Genomic DNA, 21,140 nt, shown 5'->3' with positions numbered 1-21,140 from the left:
CGACAAGGCTCAAGCCGCCAGCGGCAGCCTCAGCTCCGTCAGCAACCCACCTTGTGGGTGGTTGGACAGGCGCACTTCGCCGCCCGCCGCCCGCGCGATGTTGCGGGCGATGGTCAGCCCAAGCCCGAGCCCGCCGGTCTGGCGGTTGCGGGAGTGTTCGAGGCGCACGAAGGAGCCGAACACGGCGTCGATCTGGGCTTGGGGTATGCCCGGCCCTTCGTCGCGGATGGCGAGCGTGATCGTGCCGTCCGAGCGGCTGAGGCTGAGATGCGCATGCTTGCCGTAGGTGACGGCGTTCTGCACAAGATTGGTAACGCAGCGCTTGAGCGCCACCGGCCGCGCCATGCAGATCAGGCCGCGTGAGCGGGTGTCGTCATTGTCGAAGGAAACGGTCTCGTAGCTGTCGGCGATCGATTCCACGAGCGACCAGAAATCGATCCTCTCGGCCTTCTCTTCCGTGACCTCGAATTTGGCGAAGTCTATCACCGAGCTCGCGATGCCTTCGATGTCGGCGAGATCGTGGGCGAGCGCTTCGCGCGCCGGTGATCTGCGCAACAGTTCCAGACGCAGCCGCATCCTTGTCATCGGCGTGCGCAGGTCGTGCGCAAGGGCCGCCGCGAGGTGCTCGCGGTCCTCGACATATTCGCGCAGTCTCGTCTGCATGGCGTTGATCGCCCTGGCGGCGGCGCGCACCTCACGGCTGCCGCTCTCGGTGACCGGCGGGCTCTTGAGATCATTGCCGATCCGGTTGACGGCGGTTTCCATCATCCGGTAGGGCGCGGTCAGCCGGCGCAGCGACCAGATCGACATGATCACCACCAGCCCGGCGATCAGCGCATAGAGCGGCAGGCTGTCGATGCTCAGGATCGGGCCGACGGGCGTGATCGGTTCGGTGAAGTTCAGCCACTGGCCGTCGGCGAAGCGCAGCGAGGCCGTCAGCTTGTCGCTCTGGGCGAAATCGGCGGCCAGCACCAGGAGGTCCCGCTCGACCTGGCCGATATCGGGGCCCGGCGCGGCGCCGCCGGCATCGTCGGCTTCGCGCGTCGCCGGATCGCGGCGCACGCGCGCGTCGGTGATGCCGAACTTCGACAGCCGGCCGACAAGAATGTCCTCGAGCTCGGCCAGTTCGTCATCGCCGGCGATCGAGGAGGTGACGGCGGGCGTGTCCGAGACGGTGAGCGCGTATGTTGAGTTGAACAGGCCCGCGGCGGTCGCCTTGCGCTCCTCCGGCGTGGCGCCACTCATCAGCTGCACGAGCGAGAAGGCGCGGTCGTTGAGGCGGTAGAGGTCGACCACGTCATTGGCAGCAGCGCGGTCGCGCGACACGATGTAGAGCGTCGCGACCTGGCTGATCAGCAGGCCGGCAATGACGATCAGCAGCACCCAGACAGGCAAGGTCTGCGGCAGGAAACGTCTCATTCGGAGGTCGTCTCGGGCAGGAACTGGTAGCCGCCGCTGCGCACGGTGAGGATCAGTTTGGGCGTCTTGGGATCATCTTCCATCTTGCGCCGCAATCGGCTGACCAGGATGTCGATACTGCGGTCGAAGGAATAGTCGCTGTCGCCGCCGGACAGTTCGATGAGCTGGTCGCGGGTCAGCACGCGCTGGGCACTCTTGACGAAGGTGTGCAGGAGGTTGAACTCGGCCATGGTCAGTTCGACCCTGACATCGTCGGGCGCGGTCAACCGGCGCCGCGAGCAGTCCATCGTCCAGCCGGCGAAATGGTAAATCTGCTTGCTGGTGGCGCGCTTGGGCTCTGTGGCGCCATTGCGCCGCAGCACGGCGCGGATGCGGGCCAGCAACTCGCGCGGGTCGAAGGGTTTGGGCACATAGTCGTCGGCGCCCATCTCGAGGCCGACGACACGGTCCGTTGTCTCGGTGACGGCGGTCAGCATGATGATAGGCGTCGTATACTGGGCGCGCAGGTCGCGGCACAGTTCCAGCCCGCTCCTGCCGGGCAGCATCACGTCGAGCACGATGAGGTCCACCTGCGAGCGGCGCAGGATGGCTTCCATCTCGTTGCCGTCGGCGGCAACCGAGGTGTGCAGGCCCCGCTTCTGGAAGAACTCCTGAAGCAGGTCGCGGATGCCCTTGTCGTCGTCGACGATCAGTATGTGCGCATCGGATTTCACAGCTGCCCTGTCTGGTTTGCCGGCCAAGCCATTCTTGGCTGGTGAGCCACACGATAGAATTCGGGCCATATGTTGGCCAGTGCCTTGCTTTTCAAGGGAGAATGAATTCCGCCTTCTCCACATGGAAAGCGACGGCCGGCCCGGCCCCGGCCTGGCCAGACACAATCCAGAAACAAAATTCTACAATCGGGAAAAACTCCTGAAAAGGTAGGTCGGCATAAAGGTGCCGTGGCGGTCAGGTCATCGGCTGCGACGCTAGTCTCCGGGTTCACGGATAAACCAATGCCAAGATTGTCGATCAGTTTGTTGGGAGTTTTGCTGGGCCTTGGCCTGCTCACTGCCGCTGTCGGCCAATCGGATGCAAAGGCGCCGCTCACCCGGAGCGAACGGTGCGCCAATCTCAGCCACCAATTTGATGAAGCCATCGAAACCCATGCCACGGCAACGCAGGTCACCGCGGCAAAGGCACTTCAGAGGAAGGGCAACCGGTACTGTGCCGCCAAGAAACAGGCGCAGGGCATCCGGATGCTCGCCAATGCTCTGAAGCTGCTTGGAGTGACACCGAACGACCCGGTCCAGTGACTCAAAAAGACCCGCATACAAAAGGAAATGAAGCCATGAACAAGTCCATCCTGTCCGCCCTTGGTCTCTCCGTCGCTCTCGCCTTCTCGATGCCGGTTCTCGGCTATGCAGCCGCCACCACGACCGCTGCCCCGGCTGCCGCCACCACGACCACCGCTCCGGCTGCTGCCGCGACGACCACCGCTCCGGCCAAGGCTGCTCCGAAGAAGGTCGCCAAGAAGACCGTCTGCAAGGAGACCAAGAAGCACAAGTGCCCGGTCAAGAAGGCCCCCGCGAAGGCGGCCCCCGCGAAGATGGCTCCCGCGACGGCGGCCCCCGCGAAGGCTGCTCCCAAGAAGCCCTGATCAGCTTCGAGGTCAGTTCTAGCAAGGCCGCTCCAGCCGCAAACCGGCTGGGGCGGCCTTCTGCCAAGTGCATGATCGATGAGCTGAACACCGGCGGCTTCCAGCCACGCATCTCGATCGTGCTTAACCCGTTTGCAATGCCGGCCCGGTAGGACAATCCGCATGAAGAAGCGGCCCTCGTCCATTTTTCGCTCCATGGTGATCGGCGGCCTGGTTGCCACCGGCGCCGCCAGGGTGCTGATTCTGCTCACCGCCAGCCCCGTGCCGGATCCGGCAAGCGGGCGCACCGAGCCCTCGCTGTTCGCGCCGGCGATTTCCAGCAATTGGGATTACATCACGCCCGTGCAGGCCTGGCTCTTGATCGTGCTCGCCGGCGCGACACTGATCTGCGTTGCCGGATGGCCGATCGCGGCATGGCTGGAACGCCGGGCGGATGCCGATGCAAGTCGCCGCATCTTCGGCCGTCAGGGCCGTTGAACCGCGACAGACCATTTCCCACATGATCGTGAAGGACCGGGCGTGCCCGCCGACGGTCCGCAAATGGACGATCGCTGCCGCCCGTGGCAAAATGCGGACTTAAGCTCGATCGCGAAACAGTCGGTTCGAATGCCTGAAATCGCCACAAAACCGCGCGTAAAGGTCAAGCCGCAGACAGAGCGGCCGAAGCTCTACAAGGTCATCCTCGTCAACGACGATTTCACGCCGCGCGAATTCGTGGTGACGGTGCTGAAGGGCGAGTTCAAGCTCAGTGAGGACCAGGCGCACCGGGTCATGATCACCGCGCACCGGCACGGCGTCTGCGTGGTCGCGGTCTTCACCAGGGATGTCGCAGAGACCAAGGCGACGCGGGCGACCGACGCTGGCAAGGCGAAGGGTTATCCGCTGTTGTTCACGACGGAACCGGAAGAGTAGGGGAGGGCGCTTTTTCCTTCTCCCCTTGTGGGAGAAGGTGGATCGGCGCGCAGCGCCGAGACGGTTGAGGGGTGGGTGCCGGTGTGTCGTCGGCGCCAAGCTGGAGCACCCCTCATCCGACCTCGCTTCGCGAGGCCACCTTCTCTCACAAGGGGAGAAGGGAAGAGCGCTCCGCTACCTTCCCTCGCGGTACCACATCGAGCCCATCGCCAGAAGCAGCAGGCCGAGGCCGAGGAAGCCGCCGAACAGCGGTACGCGCGACACGGCCTTCAACACGCTGTCGTCGGTGGTGCGCAGGCCGATCCAGTCGCTGCCCGACGCTTCGCCGGCCGAACGCACCGGCACGATGGATGGCAGCGTCGCGTCGCTGCCCGTGGACGAGGCCAGCCGGCGCACGCTGCCGCCGGTGGCTTCCGCCGGCGCCTTCAGCCGCTCCTGCGTGGAGACGACGTCGGCGAATTCGGGTGCGTTGACCGGGCCGACATGGGCGAGGGCGGTGAGATCGCCATTGGCGACCTGGAAGAGGCCGATCTCGCTGGTCTGAACGCTGCCGAGAAAGACGCCGGGCTCGGATTTGTCGAGCTTGACGGTGAGCGTCTTGCCGGAGGGCGTGATGATCTGCGCGGGGCCGGGATCGTCGGCCATGGTCTGGCGACGGATCTCCAGCACCATGCCGCGTCCCTCGGCGGTCAGCCGTTCTTCCTCGAGCTCGGGCTCCTTCATCAGCCAGTGGGCGATGCGCCGGTAGAGCTGGACATGCGGGCCGCCGCCCTCGAAGCCGCGCGCCCAGAGCCAGCCCTGATCGGACAGAAGCATGCCGACGCGGCCTTCGCCCTTGCGGTCGAGCAGCAGCAGCGGCCGGTTGTCGGCACCCTTCATTACCACTTCGCCTTGCGGGTTCTGCACGCCGATGGTGCGGAACCAGCGGCTCCAGTGCGGCGGCTCGGTGGCCGAACCATCGAGGCCGCGCGTCACCGGATGACGCTGGCCGAGTTCGGTGAGGCGGGGATAAAAGGCCTTGTCGACGACCTCGCCGGTCGGCATTGCCGGCAGGGCCGACATCAGCGGCGTGCGCGCGATCGACGCCTCGCCGGCATATTCGGGACCGGCAGCGATCAGCAGCGCGCCGCCCTTTTCGACATATTCGGAGATGTAGTCGTAATAGAGGATCGGCAGCACGTCGCGGTGCTGGTAGCGGTCGAAGATGATGAGGTCGAAATCCTTGATCTTCTCGACGAACAGCTCGCGGGTCGGGAAGGCGATCAGCGACAATTCATTGATCGGCGTGCCGTCCTGCTTCTCCGGCGGCCGCAGGATGGTGAAATGGACGAGATCGACCGAGGCGTCGGATTTCAGCAGGTTGCGCCAGGTGCGCTCGCCAGCATGCGGTTCGCCCGAAACGAGCAGAACGCGCAGGTTCTCGCGGATGCCGTCGACCAGCGCGATGGCGCGGTTGTTGGTGTCGGTCAGTTCGCCCGGCTCGCGGTCGATGGCCAGTTCGATGATGTTGCGGCCGGCACCCGGGATGGTCACCTGCAGCGGCATGGCCTGGCCGACAGTGGCATGCTCGACCGAAACCTGCTCGCCATTGACCGAGACCCGGACGTCGACCGGTCCGGTCTCGTTTTCGGTCGAAATGACGCGGTAAGTCATGTCGAGCGGCTTGCCGACAAGGCCGAAACGCGGCGCGTTCTCGAAGCGGATGCGGCGATCTTTTTCGTGATCGTTGCCGGTGATCAAGGCGTGCAGCGGGGCGTTGAAATCGGGCGTGCCCGAGGGCGTGTCATGCACCTCGCCATCGGTGATCATGATGGCGCCGCCGATGCGCGAGGGCGGCACGTCGCGGAAGGCGCCTTCCAGCGCGCCGAACAGCCGTGTTTCGGTGCGCTCCTCGGCGGCGTCGGACTTGCCGGCCTCGACGACGCGGACGTCGAACTGCTTGAAGCTGCCAAGACGCTGCTGCAACCCGGCCACTGCCTCGTCGGTCTGTTTGGTGCGGTCGCCAATATCCTGGCTCTGGCTGCGGTCGACGATCAGCGCGACGACGCTTTTCAGCGGCTCGCGTTCCTCATTGAGGAACACCGGATTGAAGAGGGCGGCGGCGAGCGCCAACAGGGCGACGAAGCGCAGGACCGCGCCGCGCTGGCGGAACCACAGGCCGACGAGCGCCAGCAGCGCCAACGGCACCAGCACCAGGGCCAAAAGCGGCCAGGATAGAAGCGGTTCGAAGGAGATCGACCAGTTCATGCCCTATCCTCCCGCGTCGGGGGAGGATCGATCATCGTGAGGGGCGCAAGAAAACGCATCATCCTACTGCCCCAGACGTTCGAGCAGGATGGGAACATGCACCTGGTCGGATTTGTAATTGCCGGTCAGCATGTACATCATGATGTTGACGCCGGCGCGCAGCGCGTAGACCCGCTGCATCGGGTCGGCGGGCACGGTCGGCAAGAGCGGGTCGCCATTCTCGTCGACTGCCCAGGCGCCGGCGAAATCATTGGCGGTGATCATGATCGGCGACACGCCGTCGCCGGTGCGTACCGGCCGGTTGTCGGCATTGCTGGCATCGAGCGATGCCTCGACCCAGAGCGGGCTGCCGGCGAAGCGGCCGGGAAATTCGGGCAGGATGAAGAAGGACTTGGTCAGCACATGGTCCGACGGCACCGGCTCCAGCGGCGGCACGTTGAGGTTGCCGAGAATGTCGCGCAGCCGCTCGGTCGCCGGGCTGGTGGAATCGGCGCCGATGCCGTTGGCGAACTGGTCGCGCGTGTCGAACAGCACCGTGCCGCCTTGCTGCATATAGGCGTCGATGCGGGCGATGGCCGCCTGGCTCGGCATCGGTGCCGCCGGGTCGATCGGCCAGTAGATCAGGGGATAGAAGGACAGCTCGTCCTTCGAAATGTCGACGCCGGCCGGCGCCCCCGGTTCAAGCGCCGTCTTCTCGATCAGGAAGCGGGTCAGGCCCTCGAGCCCGGCGCGGCTGATCGAATCGACACCCGGCACGCCGGTCAGCACATAGGCGATGCGGGTTTTCGAAATTGCCTCGATAGCGCCCTGGTCACCCGGCTTGGCGTCGTCGGCACGAGCAAGGTCGGCGTGGCCGAACAGCGCGCCAAGCGCGATCAGCACGGCGGCGGTGGTTGCAGCGGCACCGGCCCGACGCGGCCGGCGCCAAAACAGGCCGCCCATCCACAACACCGCCAGCGTGTCGAGCAGCATCAGCAACAGAGCCGCGGCGACCAACGCGCCCTTCAAGTTGCGCGATTCGTCAAAGGCATACTGGATGGTGGTGACCGGCACCGTCACTTGCGGGCGCGCCAGTGGCTCGAAGGTGCTTGCGACATCGAGCAGATTGTGGGCGAAGACGCCGGTCTCCGAACCATATAGGCCTGGCGGGTTCTCGAAGGTGACCGGCAGCGTGCCAGCGCCCGGCACCAGCGGCCGTGCATCCGGTGTCGGCGGCACCAGCGAGCCGTCGGCCGCGATCATCCGATAGGGTGCCAGCGACGTGGCGGCGGCTTCGGCATTGGCGACCGCCGCGCCCTGGTTGCGCGACAGCTGCACGATGCGGCGCAGCATCTCGACGAAACTGCCCGAGATCGGCAGGTTCGACCATGTCGCCTCGGGCGTGACGTGGAACAGCACCAGCGTGCCCTTGCCCTTCTTCAGCCCGGTGACCAGCGGCGTGCCGTCGGCAAGGGCGGCCCAGGTGCGCTCGACGATGTCGGGTGTCGGTTCGGCCAGCACCTGCCTGGTCACCGTGACCTCGGTCGGCGGCGCCAGGTCGGCGAACGGGCCGGCCTTGGGAAATTCGGTGACCGGCTGCGGCGAGGTCCATGACAGCGCGCCGCCGAGCGAACGTTCGCCGGTGCGCAGGCGGACCGGCAGCAAATCGTCATCATTGCCGGCGGCGGCCAGCCGCGAGCCTGCGAAGCGCACCAGCGTGCCGCCATTGTCGACCCAGTCGACCAGCCTTTGCCGAACCTGGGCGGGAATGGTGCCGATATCGGCCATGACGATCATCGCCGGCTTCTGGTCGAGGATCTGCGGGATGGCGTCGGCGAGATCGGCGCTGGAGGGCTCGACCAGATCGGCGAAGGGCTGCAGCGCGCGCCTGATGTAGTAGAGCGGCGACAGAAGCGGCTGCGCCTGGTCGGCCTCGGCTTGCGACAACAGCCCGACGCGGCGGCGCTTGGAGCTTTCGTCGAGCACGCGCACGGCACCCGCATGCCGCTCGCCATCGAGCGCGATCGAGGCGAAGTCGTTGCGCAATTCGAACGGCACCGCCATGGTGCCGGTGGCCGCGGCCTCGCCCGGCGCGAAGGTCAGGGTCGCATCGGCGATGCGGCGGCCCTTGTCGTCGAAGGCGCCGGCGGTGACCTGAGCCGGGGCGGGATCGCCGGGCGCGCGGACGGCGGTCAGGGCAAAGCCATCGACCTGGTTTTCGGCAGACGTCAGGCCGGTCAGGGAAAGCCGGTCGGCCACCGCCCAGACGACGCGGGCGGCATTTTTCGACAACAGCGTGTTGAAGGCGGCCTCGTCGCCCTTTGCCGCCAGGCCATCGGCGAGCACGGCGACGCTGGCGCCGGGCAAGCCCCCCAGCACGCCGGCGACGCGGGCATAGACGGCGGGCCGGTCGGTCGGGATCGGCCGCGGCTTGGCGGCGCGCAAGCGGTCGAGTGCGGCGGCGGCATCGAAGGGGCCGATCTCCGCATTGGGCTTTTCGGCGGTGAAGGCGATAACGACCGGCACGCCGTTCGAGCCGGCGTCGTTGATCAGCCGTTCGGCCGTGGCGACGCGCTTGTTCCAGTCGGCGGCGCTGGCCCAGTCATTGTCGATGACCAGGGCAAGCGCGGCACCCTCGGCCGGCAGCTTTTCACGCGGATTGAAGACCGGTTCGGCCAATGCCGCGACGACGAGGGCCGCCATCAGCAGCCTGAGCAGCGTCAGCCACCAGGGGCTGCGCTGCGGTGTCTCCTCGCGCCTCAGCACGCGGGCCAGGATCTTCAGCGGCGGAAAGACCTCGGTCTGCGGCTTAGGCGGGGTGAGCCGCAGCAGCCACCAGATCACCGGCAGCGCCAACAGGCCCCACAGCACCATGGGGGCGCCGAAGGAGAGCGGCAGCCAGCTCATGCGACAGCCTTCCCAGGCTTACCGCCATCGGCGGAAATGCCGGGCTTACCGCCATCGGCGGAAATGCCGGGCTTACCGCCATCGGCGGAAATGCCAGGCTTACCGCCATCGGCGGTCATCGCCATGTGCAGGCGCACCAGCGCGTCGGACGCCAGCCGGTCGGTGTGGTTGACGGTAAAGCTCCAGCCGAGCCGCTTGCACCAACTGGCCAGTTCCTGGCGGCGGGCGGTGTAGAGCAGGCGGTATTCGTCGGCCAGCATTTCGGCGCGCCCCGCGGTCAGCTTGTCGCCGGTCTCGGGATCGGTGAACTCGGTGCGGCCGGCATAAGGGAAGGTTTCCTCGGCCGGGTCGGCGACCTCGATCAGATGCGCGCGCACGCCGTGGCGGGCGAGCACGTCGAGCCAGGCCATGGTTTCCTCGACCGGATCGAGGAAATCGCTGGCGATGACGATGTCGCAGAAGCGCCTGATATCGGAGAGATCGGGTTTTGCCGGCAGATCGCCGGCATGCATGAGCTGGGCGGCGATGCGCTCGGCGCCGTTGCGGGCGGTGAACGGATCGGTCAGATCAGGCCAGGCGATGCGCTCGCCGCTGCGCGACAGAAGCTCGGCCATGGCCAGCGTCAGCACCAGCGCGCGCGATTGCTTGGAAACGCCGGCGCCGGTCGACTTGTAGAGCATGGACGGCGAGGGATCGGCCCACAGCCAGACCGTGTGGGCGGCTTCCCATTCACGGTCGCGCACATAGGTGTGGTCGTCGCGGGCCGAGCGGCGCCAGTCGATGCGCGAGGAATCGCCTTCGACGTAGGGCCGGAACTGCCAGAAATTCTCGCCGATGCCGCGCTTGCGGCGGCCATGCCAGCCGGCGATCACGGTGTTGACGATGCGGCGCGCCTCGACCAGCAGGTCAGGCACGAGCGAAGCCCGCAACCGGCCGCGGGCGAGCGCGTCGCGCGTCGCTGCCGGAGCCTGGACCTCGCCGATACGCGCCATCAAATACCTTTCACGAGTTTCGCCACCACATCGCGTACGCTGGTGCCTTCGGCACGGGCGGCGAAGGTCAGCGCCATGCGGTGCTGCAGCACCGGCTCGGCCAGCGCCCTGACATCGTCGACCGAGGGTGCCAGCCGTCCGTCATAGAGCGCGCGGGCCCTGGTGCACAGCATCAGCGCCTGGCTGGCGCGCGGGCCTGGGCCCCAGGCGACATGCTTGTCGGTGTCGGCATTGCCCTGGCCCGGACGCGCCGAGCGCACCAGGGTGAGGATCGCCTCGACCACGCTTTCGGGCACCGGCATGCGGCGGATCAGTGTCTGGATCTCCTTCAGCCGTGCCGGCTGCAGCACGTTGGTGGCCTTGGCGTCCTCGACGCCGGTGGTTTCCAGAAGGATGCGGCGCTCGGCCTCGATTTCTGGATAGAGGATGTCGACCTGCATCAGGAAGCGATCGAGCTGGGCTTCGGGCAGCGGGTAGGTGCCTTCCTGCTCCAGCGGGTTCTGCGTCGCCAGCACATGGAAGGGCGAGGGCAGATCGTAGCGCGCGCCGGCGATGGTGACGTGATATTCCTGCATCGCCTGCAGCAGCGCCGATTGCGTGCGCGGCGAGGCGCGGTTGATCTCGTCGGCCATCAGCAGCTGGGCGAAAATCGGGCCGGAGATGAAGCGGAACGAGCGCTTGCCGGTCTCGTCCTGCTCCATGACCTCGGAACCGAGGATGTCGGACGGCATCAGGTCGGGCGTGAACTGGATGCGGCGTGAATCGAGCCCGAGCACGATGCCCAGCGTCTCGACCAGCTTGGTCTTGGCCAGGCCCGGCACGCCGACCAGCAGCGCGTGGCCGCCGGCAAGCAGCGCCACCAGGGTGCGCTCGACGACGTGCTCCTGGCCGAAGATCACCCGGCCAACCCCGTCGCGGATCCTGGAGATGTCTGCAAGCGCCTTCTCGGCCTCGGCGACCATGTCCGTTTCGCTAATCGGGCTTTCCTTGACCATCACGCTCATGCCGCATCGATCCCTTTGGTTGGAAATGCCATGGTTTGGAAATACTGGCCCGCACCATACCATAGGTTGCCGCGATTCGGCCTCGCGGAGCGCCTATGCTGGAACTTAAATCACAGACTTAGGCTGACAAGCGGAACAACAGTGACTATTTCGTGACGATGAGCGAACACCACGAACATCGCCAACAAAGCCTTACGCAGGCCACCGAGGCCCGAGGCCTCGAGGCGCTGATCTCGCGCGCGGCCCGTGCCGGCAAGGGCGCGGCGCCGGTCGAGCGCTGGAATCCCGACTTTTGCGGCGATCTCGACATGGAGATCAAGGCCGACGGCACCTGGTTCTACCTGGGCACGCCGATCGGCCGCATGCCGCTGGTGCAACTTTTCTCGTCCGTGCTGCGCAAGGACGCCGACGGCAGGACCTATCTGGTGACGCCGGTGGAAAAGGTCGGCATCCGCGTCGCCGATGCGCCGTTCATCGCCGTCGAGATGGATGTTTCGGGCGAAGGCGAGGATCAGGTCATCACCTTCCGCACCAATGTCGGCGACGTGGTCGAGGCCGGGCCGGAGCGGCCGCTGCGCTTCGTCGACGAGAACGAGACGGGCGGTTTGAAGCCATATCTGCTGGTGCGCGGCAGGCTGGAGGCGCTGGTGGCGCGGCCGGTCATGTATGAGTTGGTGGGGCATGGCGAGGAGATCGAGATCGACGGCCGGACGATGTTTTCGGTGCGCTCGAAGAATGCCGTGTTTCCGATCATGCCTGCGGATCAGTTGAAGCGGTTGAGCGCGTGATGGACCAGATATCGCCGGCGCCGTTCTCATCGGCGGATTTTCGCGCGCGCTTCGCCGCGCAGCCGGACGCGCATGCCGGCGACGACTATGGCGATCACCGCTTCAATCCCGGCCACCCACGCCTCAACCCGGGCAAGCCGCTGCGCAATGCGGCGGTGCTGATCCCGGTGGTCGACCATGACGGCGAGGCGACGGTTCTCCTGACCAAACGGGCCGAGAGACTGCGCAATCATTCCGGGCAAGTGGCTTTCCCGGGCGGCACGATCGATGCGACCGACGCGAGCCCGGAGGCGGCGGCGCTGCGCGAGACCTTCGAGGAGATCGGCCTTGGCCAGGATCGTATCGAAATCATCGGCCGCATGCCGGATTACGTTGCCGGCAGCGGCTACCGCATCGCGCCGGTGCTCGGCATCGTGCGGCCGGGTTTCCAATTGGCTTTGAACGCCGACGAAGTCGATGCCGCCTTCGAGGTGCCGCTGCGCTTCCTGATGGACGCCGCCAATCACAAGCGCGACAGCCGCATGTGGAACGATCTCGAATGGTTCTTCTACGACATGCCCTATGGCGACCGGCGCATCTGGGGCGTCACCGCCGGTATCATCCGTACGCTCTATGAAAGGCTCTATGCGTGAGTGTTTCGATCGCGGGCAGGGCCGACTGGCTCTCCGACAAGCATCTGCAGCGCCTGCTTGGCGCGCTCACCGAAGGCGGTGAAGAGGCGCGTATCGCCGGCGGCGCCGTGCGCAACGCGCTGATGGGCCAGCCTGTCGCCGACGTCGACATCGCCACCTCTTGCCTGCCGCAGGAGATCATCCGCCGTGCCGAAGCGGAAGGCTTCAAGGCGGTGCCGACCGGCATCGAACATGGCACGATCACGGTGGTCGCGGGCGGCAAACCCTACGAGGTCACCACCTTGCGCGCCGACGTCGAGACCGATGGCCGCCGCGCCAAGGTGTCGTTCGGACGCGACTGGAAGCTCGACGCCGAGCGGCGCGACTTCACCATCAACGCGCTCTACGCCGAGGCCGACGGCAGTGTTGTCGACCTTGTCGGCGGCATTTCCGACATCGAGGCGCGCCGGCTGCGCTTCATCGGCGACCCGGAGGCGCGCATCCGCGAGGATTATCTGCGCATCCTGCGCTTCTTCCGTTTCTTTGCCTGGTATGGCGACGGCCGGCCGGATGCCGAGGGGTTGAAGGCCTGCGCCCGGCTGAAGGACGGTCTTGGCCAGCTCTCGGCCGAACGCGTCTGGTCCGAACTGAAGAAGCTTTTGTCGGCCCCCGATCCCTCACGCGCACTGCTGTGGATGCGCCAGGCTGGTGTCCTGACCGCCGCGCTGTCGGAAAGCGAGAAATGGGGTATCGATGCGATCCACGGGTTGACCAAGGCCGAGAAAGACCTGGGCTGGGCGGTGGATCCGATGCTGCGGCTGGAGGCAATCGTGCCGCCGGATGCGGCGCGCATGAAGACGCTGGCCGAGAGGCTCAGGTTCTCGACCGCCGAAGCCGACCGCATGCTCCATTGGGCCCTCACCACGGCCGTCGAGCCGAAGACGACCGAAGGCGAACTGGCGAAACGGCTCTATCGCGGCAACCGGCAAGGGCTTGTCGACCGCCTGCGTCTGTCGCTTGCCGCGGCGCGGGTGCGCGCCGTCGAGGACAATGACGCATTGCTTCAAGCGGGCGGCTTTTCGCGCCTGCTTGGCTTTGCGCTCAAATGGGAACGGCCCGAGTTTCCGCTCAGAGGGGCCGATCTGACGGCGCTCGGCGCAAAGCCGGGACCGAAGCTCGGCGAAATCCTCAAGAACCTCGAAGCCGAATGGGTCGAGGCGGGATTTGCGCCTGATCGCGCCACGTTGCTCGAACGCGCCGCGCAAGCGCTTGACACGTAGGTCGGAAACGCCGGGTCTCCGCCGGTGTTGCCCTGCTGTTCCGTCCTGCTACTTGATCGACAGCGGAGCCAGGGCACGCGAAAGGCTTGCCTCGCCCTTGCCATAGACGGAGGCGCTGTAGTTGGCCAACGTGTCGGTCCGGGCCGTATTCAGCAACTGGTTGGTGATCTGGGTCGACGTTGCCTTGGTGAACTTGCTGCCCACGATGGCGGCGTAGCCGGCAACGATCGGCGCGGCGAAAGAGGTGCCGTAAAGGCCGGTCTTGTCCCCGGTGACACCCACGACCAGGAAATGGCTCTGCACAGCCGTGTTGGTGCCGGCGGTGTTGGAATACCAGGCCATGGTGGCCTTGCTCGACGTCGTGCCGTTGCTGTTGAGCGCGCCGACGAAAATCGCGGATGCCTTTCCGACCAAGGCGAGGTCGAGATAATCCTGCTGGCCGCTGGTGACGCCGCCCACGGCAACCGCGTCGTTCCCCGCGGCCTTCGAAACCACGGCCGTTCCCTTGGTGGCATAGGAGATGATGGAGGCTTCCTCGGCGCTCCATCCGATCTGGCTTGGGCTGTAGCCTGCCTTGGCGTACATGCCATAGCTCAGATTGAGCACGTTCAGGCCCGGCGCCAGCGCGACCGAGGAACTGGTGGAGAAGTCTTTCGACCGTATCGTCGCCAGCGGCGCGATCATGCTGGCTTCTTCGCGGGTCCATTCGCCATGGCGCTGGGTCTGGGTGCCGATGCCGAAATTGCCGCTGAACTTCGAGGTGCTGGAGAAGTCGTCGACGATCGTGATGGTGACGCCTTTGCCTTTGTAACCGGCACGCCATGCGGCCCCGACATCCGGGCTCATCCAGTTTTGCAAGGTCTGCGACGTGGCCGCCGGCAGGGTTGCGCTCAGGCATATGGATGCGTTGGATTGACCGCCGCCGCAGAGCGCGGACAGCGGATCTGGACCGACAGCTTCCTGAGCCACGGCAATCGATGCCGGCAGGAGGGCGAGGGCCGTGGCAATAGCGAATTTCCAATGCGTATTTGACATGTTTTTACCCCGGTTCAAACAGAAGCTAGGACTGAGGATCGCGGATCTTCCGCGGCTACGCGACATCTCGTGCCCGGCCCCTCGCGATCAGAAAGTAACACGGTAATTCAGCCACAGATGCTGGCTCTCCGGTTTAGCGTTAGCCAGATATTTCAAGGTTTCCTCGGGTGCCATCTCCCCGGCGGCGAGCCGGCAATTGACGCTGAAGGTGCCCAGATCGCCATAATCGGCCTGGCAGGGCTTTTCGCTGAGCTTGCCGCCGAAGGTCGTGGTGAACGACAGGGACAGGATGCTGTTCGCGCTCGGATGCAGCTGTGTGAGGAATCCGAGCTTGAGGCTGGGCGCGATGCGATACTTCTCGCCTTGTTCCCCAGTGCCAAATCCCCAAAGGATACCGGTGTCCTGCGTGATCTGCGTCATCAGGTCCACATGCGTGTCGACCCAGTTTGTCTGGTACCACTGGTTGAACGATACCCGGCTTCCGGTCTGCAACTCATACCCGCCGTCACCCAGGCCTCTCGCCTTGTCGCTGACCGGCGAGCCCTGATGGATGTCGATGAGCGATGTCGTCATGTCCTGGGCAATCGCCGGCGACGCGCCAAGGAGCGCCCACGGCAGGAGCGCCGTTGCGCACAAACTGGCACGATTGCCGGACTTTTCGCGCATGCGCGAACACCTCGCCCACCGATTCCGGACCAGTGCCTGACGGCGACGGGCTTCTCTGGCAGCCCCCTGTAGTCTGGAAATCAGTCCGACGATCGCACGGGTTCGGTTACCGCACGGTTTATTTTAGCTGGAGCAAATATAATTTTTTGAGATGCAGGCACTGTCTCGCAAATAAATCGACGCGGCACGCGTTACCCAAGCGCACCGCGGTTCTTTTGTTATTACCTGAAAACCCCCCGCCGCACCTACGCGGCGTCGCGGACCTTCTCGATGCGCGAGCGGATCGCCTCGATCATCGTCTCGCGGATGGTCGTCTCGCCATGCGTCTCGCGCATATGCTCGACGGCGCGGCGCATCACCTCGGCCTCCTCGTCGGCCCGTGTGTGCCATTCGCAGCCGGGAACGAGCGACCCGCAGTGAAATTGCTTCATGGGATTTCTCCTCTTGCTCCATGGAGCCGGTCGAGGCTCCGCCACTTTTGGCTTACGGTCGAATGGTCAGACGTAAGCGGGGCGAAAGCTATAACACGGGAGGGGCGGCGTGGTTGCATCAAAGCTGCGTGCGCCGTCCTGTCACCGGACGTCTACGGCCAGCGCACCTCCGGTGGCAGGCTGGACAGGATCGAGGCGACATTGCCGCCGGTCTTCAGCCCGAAAATGGTGCCACGGTCGTGCAGCAGGTTGAATTCGACGTAGCGGCCGCGGCGGATGAGCTGTTCATCGCGGTCGCCATCGGTCCAGTTCTCGTTGAAGTTGGCGCGCACAAGGTGGCCGTAGACGACGAGGAACGAACGCCCGACATCCTGGACGAAGTTGAAATCGGCGTTCCAGCCGCCCTTCTCCTCGCCCGAATGCAGCCAGTCGAAGAAGATGCCGCCGGTGCCGCGCGGCTCGTTGCGGTGCGGCAGGAAGAAATACTCGTCGCACCAGGCCTTGAATTTCGGATAGTCGGCGACGTCGGCGTTCTTCTCGCAAGCGAACTGCATGGCGCGGTGGAAGGCTGCCGTGTCGGGATCATCCTGGGTGCGGCGGCGGTCGAGCACTGGCGTCAGGTCGGCGCCGCCGCCGAACCATTGCCTGGATGTGACGACCATACGCGTGTTCATGTGCACGGCCGGAACGTTGGGATTCCACGGGTGCGCGATCAACGAAATGCCCGATGCCCAGAAGCGCGGGTCTTCCTCGGCGCCGGGCATCTGCTTCCTGAACTCGGGCGAGAACTCGCCATAAACGGTCGAAGTGTGGACGCCGACCTTCTCGAAGACGCGGCCATGCATCATCGACATGGTGCCGCCGCCGCCCTTGCCCTGATCGCGTTCCCACGGCGTCTTTTCGAAGCGGCCGGCCGACCACGAGGCGAGCGGACCCCCGAGGTCCTGCTCGATCTGCTCGAAAGCGGCGCAGATGCGCTCGCGCAGCGCCTCGAACCAAAGCCGGGCCTTCATCTTCTTCTCTTCGATGTCGGCGGGCAGCCCTGCCGGTATTTCGGGTCGTTCCAAGTGCCGTCTCCGGTTGTGGGCCACCCGTTGTGGGGATTCCCGACAAATGACTCGTCTTTTGCCGGCGCGATCCCTAATCTCTTGAGGGTCAGGGTCAAGTCCCGTCTGATTTAGGGTGTAAGGAGTTGCTTCGTGCGCACCCCGGCAAGACCGCCGCTGGATGGCCTGAAGAAAAGGCTCGACCAAAGCCGGGCCGAGCGCGCGCGTATGCCACGCGACGGCTTTTTGCGCGAGACGTTCGTCCTGCCGCGCTCCGATGCCCGGCTCAAGGCCAAGGAATGGTTCGAGCGCTTTCCCAAGCAGGCCTACTGGACCGAGATCGAAAGCTGGTTCGAGCGCCCGGGCGATCTGATCGAGTTCACGATCAGGCGCCTGCCGGCAGCGGATTAACGCTCGACCAACAGCCTTCTCCCGCCAGTTCCCTCCCTGGCAAGCCGATCCCCCTTGTTCCTCAGCGGGCATTTGTCGATCGACATGCAGCCGCAACCGATGCAGTCACTCAGCCCGTCGCGCAGTTTCTTCAGCTGGCTGATTTTCTGATCGAGGCTATCGCGCCAAGCCGTTGAAAGCAGATTCCAATCCTCGCGCGTCGGGGTGCGGCCTTCAGGTAATGATTCAAGTGCGACACCGATCTCCGCGAGCGTGATGCCGACCTCCTGGGCAATCCGGATTATGGCCACGCGTCGCAGGACATCGCGGCCGTAGCGGCGCTGGTTGCCGGAGGTGCGGTGGCTGCGAACCAGCCCGCGGGCTTCATAGAAATGCAGCGCCGACACCGCCACGCCGCTGCGCGCGGCCACTTGGCCGACCGTCAATTCCGTTACCGGCGCCATCTTCGCACTTTCCCCTTGACCTCAAGTTAAGTTGAGCTTGTAGCCAAGAAAGCCTGGATGTGCAAACGAAGGAGAAGGCGGATGTGCGCCTGGGCAAAAATCACCGCGGACCGCGCTGCCGGCGATCCCCTAGCCGAGTTGCCGGATGGCTTCGCCCGCCACCATGGCCACGGAAAGGGCGACGTTGAGGCTGCGCGCGGTGGGCTGCATCGGGATCGTCAGCCGAACATCCGCCGCCTGATGGACTGGATCCGGCACGCCCGCGGATTCGCGGCCAAACAGGAGGATGTCGCGGTCGGTGAAGCTGAAGTCGGTGTAAGGGGCCGTAGCCCTGGTCGACAGCAACACCAGCCGGTCCGCGCGGGCCTTGCGCCACTCCTCGAAGGCGTTCCAGTCGACATGCCGGGTCAGGGCGGCCATTTCGAGATAGTCCATGCCGGCGCGCTTGAGCGCTCTGTCGGAAAGCGGAAAGCCGGCCGGCTCGATGATGTCGACGCCAAGGCCGAGGCAAGCGGCGAAGCGCAGGATTGTCCCGGTATTGCCGGCTATGTCAGGCTGGTAGAGCGCGATGCGGAGACCACGGTTCACTTTCGCGTCCTTCTAATAAGTGGCAGATCGGCCACAGCAGCTTCCTGGTTTTGGAAATTCCTGGACCTGCGGGTGGCCATTTTCTGCGAAGTCGGGTATACGACCAGCATTGTCAACCCGAACCGAAGGAGGGGTAATTCATGATGACCATGCACATCCAGCGCCCCACCCGTGGGCTTACTTGCGCCCTGGCGGTTTCGGTACGACGTTTCTCCTGATCTTTTAGGCACTTCCGCACCGATCTCCGCCGAAACCATACCCTGGTCTTCGAAGGAATCCTGCGATGTTTTTCAAGCTGCCGAAGGGGCCGATGGCCCCGTCCCAACGCGTCCCGACTGATCCGCCGCCGATCCCGCGGCACGATGTCGATCATCCTTTTTATCTCTATTTCAACACGGAGGACGGACCGATGTTCGATCCATACAGAATACCGGGCTCGAGGAGCCTGCATATCCACCGGCTGCCGACCTGGGCGCTGCTGATCGGCGAAACCTATTCGTCGGCGGTTCATGCCGAAGTGCGCCGGCGTCCGCATCGCGGCATGCTGCCGGATGTCGATTTCTCGCACGCGGTTCCCGACCTGAGCCGACCGTCGCTGGTGCGCCGCATCATCCGGCTGATCCGGCCGGGCGCGAAAAACCGCACTGGTGGCACCGTGTCGTCAGCATCGACAAAGGTGGCTGTCGGCGAAAAGCCGGCGAGCCCCTATATTGCGCGAAGCAGGGCCGACGCTCCGGATGATTCCGGAGCGTCGGCCCTCGACACCATGCGATCCGAGGACTTTGTACGTCGCCAAGCCGCGTAAGCGGAAAACAGATTTTACAGGCATGCCCTAATGTTGTTGTTTAGCTGGTTTGAAAGAAGGCTCGATCCGTTCCCGGCCGCGGAACCGGTCGAACCGCCCAAGACGCTGGTTGCCTTCTGCCTGCATTATACGCGCGGCGCGTGGCCCTACATCCTGGTCGATGCGGTGCTGGTGGCGGCCATCGCCATCGCGGAAGTGTGGATGTTCGGCTTCCTCGGCCGCATCGTCGACTGGCTGTCGGGGCAGAACCGCGAGACCTTCCTGCAGACGGAGGGCTGGAAGCTCGCCGGCATGGCGTTCATCGTGCTGTTCGCGCTGCCCGGCACGGTTTGGCTGCATTCGCTGCTCAACCAGCAGACGCTGATGGGCAACTATCCCATGCGCATCCGCTGGCAGGTGCATCGCTATCTGCTCAAGCAATCGATGAGCTTCTACCAGGACGAATTCGCCGGCCGCATCGCCACCAAGCTGATGCAGACGGCGCTCGCCGTGCGCGAATGCGTCATCAAGGTGATCGACGTGCTGAACTACGTCATCGTCTATTTCCTCGGCATGCTGCTGATCGTCGGTTCGGCCGACTGGCGGCTGGCCGCGCCGCTCGGGGTCTGGCTGGTCGGCTACATCCTGTTGCTGCGCTTTTTCATCCCGCGCCTGGGCAAGGTCGGCGAGGAGCAGGCCAATGCGCGCTCGACCATGACCGGCCGCGTCGTCGACAGCTACACCAACATCCAGACGGTCAAGCTGTTCAGTCATTCGCGCCGCGAGGCCGCCTTCGCCAGGGAAGGCATGATAGGCTTCCTCGACACGGTCTACCGGTCGATGCGGCTGGTGACGGTGCTGTTCGGCTCGCTCTACATACTGAACGCGCTTCTGCTGTTCTCGGTCACCGCCATCTCGCTGTGGCTGTGGATGGGGCAAGCTGTGACGATCGGCGCGGTCGCCGTGGTCATCGGCCTGGTGCTCCGGATGTGGGGCATGTCGCAGTGGATCATGTGGGAAATGTCGGGCCTGTTCGAGAATATCGGCACGGTGCAGGACGGCATTGCCTCGATCTCGCTGCCACGCCTCGTCGAGGACAGGCCGGATGCCAGGGAGATCAACGTTTCAAAAGGCGATATCCGCTTCGAGGACATCCGCTTCCACTACGGCAAGCAGAAGGGCGTCATCGAAAACCTGTCGCTGGCGGTGAAACCGGGCGAGAAGGTCGGCATTGTCGGACGCTCGGGCGCCGGCAAGTCGACGCTGGTCAATCTCCTCCTGCGCTTCTACGACCTGGAATCCGGCCGGATCCTGATCGACGGCCAGGAGATCGCCGGCGTGAAGCAGGATTCGCTGCGTGCCCAGATCGGCATGGTCACACAGGACACCTCGCTGCTGCATCGTTCGGTGCGCGAGAACATCCTTTATGGCCGGCCCGATGCGAGCGATGAGATGTTGGTCGAGGCGGCACGGCGGGCCGAGGCGCTGGATTTCATATCGGCGCTTTCGGACCATAGCGGCCGCAAGGGTTTCGACGCCTATGTCGGCGACCGCGGCGTCAAACTGTCCGGCGGCCAGCGGCAACGCATCGCCATTGCTCGCGTTATGTTGAAGGACGCGCCTATTCTTATCCTTGACGAAGCGACGTCGGCGCTCGATTCCGAGGCGGAAGCCGCCATCCAGGAGAATCTCTACAAGCTCATGCAGGGCAAGACCGTCATCGCCATCGCGCACCGGCTGTCGACCATCGCGGCGATGGACAGGCTCGTCGTGATGGACCAGGGCCGCGTCATCGAGGAGGGTTCGCACGAGGAACTGGTCGCCGGCGGCGGGCTCTACGCGCAGCTCTGGCAGCGCCAGTCGGGTGGATTCCTGTTCGAGGACAGTCCGGTCGGCGCCGCCAACGACAGTGTCGCCAACGACATTGGCGCGAAGGGGCAAGCCGCAGAATGATGGCC

The 21,140-nt window shown here is 65.1% G+C and carries 22 protein-coding genes; 10 read left to right on the top strand and 12 right to left on the bottom strand.

Annotated elements, in window-relative coordinates; translation table 11 throughout:
* Positions 1 to 9: 9 nt before the first annotated feature.
* Together EN851_RS10985 and EN851_RS10980 are read right to left on the bottom strand one after the other, a co-directional pair.
* On the bottom strand, positions 10 to 1,419 hold the full coding sequence (locus tag EN851_RS10985; protein ID WP_135929218.1) for an ATP-binding protein: 1,410 nt from the start codon (positions 1,417 to 1,419) through the stop codon (positions 10 to 12).
* A complete protein-coding gene (locus tag EN851_RS10980; protein WP_127278089.1) occupies positions 1,416 to 2,132 on the bottom strand; it encodes a response regulator transcription factor in 717 nt (238 codons plus the stop codon). The genes EN851_RS10985 and EN851_RS10980 overlap by 4 nt, the downstream gene beginning before the upstream one ends.
* A 282-nt stretch (positions 2,133 to 2,414) precedes the next feature.
* Between EN851_RS10980 and EN851_RS10975 the strand changes: the two genes are divergently transcribed.
* The 4 genes from EN851_RS10975 to clpS all read left to right on the top strand — a co-directional run bounded on the left by EN851_RS10975 (position 2,415) and on the right by clpS (position 3,970).
* Positions 2,415 to 2,714 (top strand): hypothetical protein, encoded by a 300-nt coding sequence (locus tag EN851_RS10975; RefSeq protein WP_135915184.1) that lies wholly within the window; start codon positions 2,415 to 2,417, stop codon positions 2,712 to 2,714.
* Between the two features lie 35 nt (positions 2,715 to 2,749).
* A complete protein-coding gene (locus EN851_RS10970; RefSeq protein WP_127278087.1) occupies positions 2,750 to 3,058 on the top strand; it encodes a hypothetical protein in 309 nt (102 codons plus the stop codon).
* Between the two features lie 162 nt (positions 3,059 to 3,220).
* On the top strand, positions 3,221 to 3,535 hold the full coding sequence (locus EN851_RS10965; protein ID WP_127278086.1) for a hypothetical protein: 315 nt from the start codon (positions 3,221 to 3,223) through the stop codon (positions 3,533 to 3,535).
* 129 nt (positions 3,536 to 3,664) lie between these two features.
* Positions 3,665 to 3,970 carry an ATP-dependent Clp protease adapter ClpS gene (gene clpS, locus EN851_RS10960; RefSeq protein WP_127278085.1) on the top strand — a complete coding sequence of 102 codons (306 nt, stop codon included), beginning with the start codon at positions 3,665 to 3,667 and terminating at the stop codon, positions 3,968 to 3,970.
* Positions 3,971 to 4,144: 174 nt separating this feature from the next.
* Here clpS and EN851_RS10955 read toward each other — a convergent pair whose 3' ends face one another.
* The 4 genes from EN851_RS10955 to EN851_RS10940 all read right to left on the bottom strand — a co-directional run bounded on the left by EN851_RS10955 (position 4,145) and on the right by EN851_RS10940 (position 11,099).
* Complete coding sequence (locus EN851_RS10955) at positions 4,145 to 6,217, bottom strand: hypothetical protein (protein WP_135929217.1); 2,073 nt, start codon at positions 6,215 to 6,217, stop codon at positions 4,145 to 4,147.
* 63 nt (positions 6,218 to 6,280) lie between these two features.
* Positions 6,281 to 9,103 carry a DUF4159 domain-containing protein gene (locus EN851_RS10950; protein WP_135929216.1) on the bottom strand — a complete coding sequence of 941 codons (2,823 nt, stop codon included), beginning with the start codon at positions 9,101 to 9,103 and terminating at the stop codon, positions 6,281 to 6,283.
* Complete coding sequence (locus tag EN851_RS10945; protein WP_135929215.1) at positions 9,100 to 10,095, bottom strand: DUF58 domain-containing protein; 996 nt, start codon at positions 10,093 to 10,095, stop codon at positions 9,100 to 9,102. The genes EN851_RS10950 and EN851_RS10945 overlap by 4 nt, the downstream gene beginning before the upstream one ends.
* Positions 10,095 to 11,099 carry a MoxR family ATPase gene (locus tag EN851_RS10940; RefSeq protein ID WP_127280906.1) on the bottom strand — a complete coding sequence of 335 codons (1,005 nt, stop codon included), beginning with the start codon at positions 11,097 to 11,099 and terminating at the stop codon, positions 10,095 to 10,097. Before EN851_RS10940 ends, EN851_RS10945 begins: the two co-directional genes overlap by 1 nt.
* A 158-nt stretch (positions 11,100 to 11,257) precedes the next feature.
* Here EN851_RS10940 and EN851_RS10935 point away from each other — a divergent pair, with 158 nt between their 5' ends.
* Genes EN851_RS10935 through EN851_RS10925 form a run of 3 tightly spaced genes read left to right on the top strand, consistent with a single transcriptional unit; the run spans position 11,258 to position 13,778 of the window.
* Positions 11,258 to 11,887 carry a DUF1285 domain-containing protein gene (locus EN851_RS10935; protein WP_127280907.1) on the top strand — a complete coding sequence of 210 codons (630 nt, stop codon included), beginning with the start codon at positions 11,258 to 11,260 and terminating at the stop codon, positions 11,885 to 11,887.
* Positions 11,887 to 12,519: a CoA pyrophosphatase gene (locus EN851_RS10930; protein ID WP_127869773.1), complete on the top strand. Its 633-nt coding sequence runs from the start codon at positions 11,887 to 11,889 to the stop codon at positions 12,517 to 12,519. Before EN851_RS10935 ends, EN851_RS10930 begins: the two co-directional genes overlap by 1 nt.
* Positions 12,516 to 13,778 (top strand): CCA tRNA nucleotidyltransferase, encoded by a 1,263-nt coding sequence (locus EN851_RS10925; RefSeq protein ID WP_135929214.1) that lies wholly within the window; start codon positions 12,516 to 12,518, stop codon positions 13,776 to 13,778. Before EN851_RS10930 ends, EN851_RS10925 begins: the two co-directional genes overlap by 4 nt.
* 48 nt (positions 13,779 to 13,826) lie before the next feature.
* On the opposite strand, the gene EN851_RS10920 is transcribed toward EN851_RS10925, so the two are convergent.
* The 4 genes from EN851_RS10920 to hemF form a co-directional block, all read right to left on the bottom strand.
* On the bottom strand, positions 13,827 to 14,813 hold the full coding sequence (locus EN851_RS10920) for a S8 family serine peptidase (RefSeq protein ID WP_135929213.1): 987 nt from the start codon (positions 14,811 to 14,813) through the stop codon (positions 13,827 to 13,829).
* A gap of 87 nt (positions 14,814 to 14,900) precedes the next feature.
* On the bottom strand, positions 14,901 to 15,479 hold the full coding sequence (locus tag EN851_RS10915) for a hypothetical protein (RefSeq protein ID WP_127869771.1): 579 nt from the start codon (positions 15,477 to 15,479) through the stop codon (positions 14,901 to 14,903).
* A gap of 245 nt (positions 15,480 to 15,724) precedes the next feature.
* Positions 15,725 to 15,910, bottom strand: a complete 186-nt coding sequence (locus tag EN851_RS10910) for a DUF1059 domain-containing protein (protein ID WP_027047304.1) — start codon at positions 15,908 to 15,910, stop codon at positions 15,725 to 15,727.
* A gap of 152 nt (positions 15,911 to 16,062) precedes the next feature.
* A complete protein-coding gene (gene hemF, locus EN851_RS10905) occupies positions 16,063 to 16,977 on the bottom strand; it encodes an oxygen-dependent coproporphyrinogen oxidase (RefSeq protein ID WP_127276070.1) in 915 nt (304 codons plus the stop codon).
* Positions 16,978 to 17,109: 132 nt separating this feature from the next.
* Here hemF and EN851_RS10900 point away from each other — a divergent pair, with 132 nt between their 5' ends.
* Positions 17,110 to 17,367: a hypothetical protein gene (locus tag EN851_RS10900; protein WP_023770299.1), complete on the top strand. Its 258-nt coding sequence runs from the start codon at positions 17,110 to 17,112 to the stop codon at positions 17,365 to 17,367.
* On the opposite strand, the gene soxR is transcribed toward EN851_RS10900, so the two are convergent.
* Both soxR and EN851_RS10890 read right to left on the bottom strand, forming a co-directional pair.
* Complete coding sequence (gene soxR, locus EN851_RS10895) at positions 17,364 to 17,810, bottom strand: redox-sensitive transcriptional activator SoxR (protein WP_135929212.1); 447 nt, start codon at positions 17,808 to 17,810, stop codon at positions 17,364 to 17,366. The two genes, EN851_RS10900 and soxR, sit on opposite strands and share 4 nt — an antisense overlap.
* 129 nt (positions 17,811 to 17,939) lie before the next feature.
* The gene (locus EN851_RS10890) at positions 17,940 to 18,398 is read right to left on the bottom strand and encodes a tRNA (cytidine(34)-2'-O)-methyltransferase (protein WP_127276068.1); all 459 of its coding nucleotides are present in this window, start codon (positions 18,396 to 18,398) and stop codon (positions 17,940 to 17,942) included.
* Between the two features lie 283 nt (positions 18,399 to 18,681).
* Here EN851_RS10890 and EN851_RS10885 point away from each other — a divergent pair, with 283 nt between their 5' ends.
* Both EN851_RS10885 and EN851_RS10880 read left to right on the top strand, forming a co-directional pair.
* Entirely contained in the window at positions 18,682 to 19,203 is a 522-nt protein-coding gene (locus tag EN851_RS10885) for a hypothetical protein (RefSeq protein WP_189521831.1), read from the top strand.
* A gap of 30 nt (positions 19,204 to 19,233) precedes the next feature.
* Positions 19,234 to 21,135, top strand: a complete 1,902-nt coding sequence (locus EN851_RS10880) for an ABC transporter ATP-binding protein (RefSeq protein ID WP_135881213.1) — start codon at positions 19,234 to 19,236, stop codon at positions 21,133 to 21,135.
* Positions 21,136 to 21,140: the final 5 nt, after the last annotated feature.

Origin of the sequence: Mesorhizobium sp. M8A.F.Ca.ET.208.01.1.1, from assembly GCF_004791315.1 — a bacterium.
Taxonomy (GTDB): domain Bacteria; phylum Pseudomonadota; class Alphaproteobacteria; order Rhizobiales; family Rhizobiaceae; genus Mesorhizobium.
This window is presented reverse-complemented; position numbering and strand designations above follow the sequence as displayed.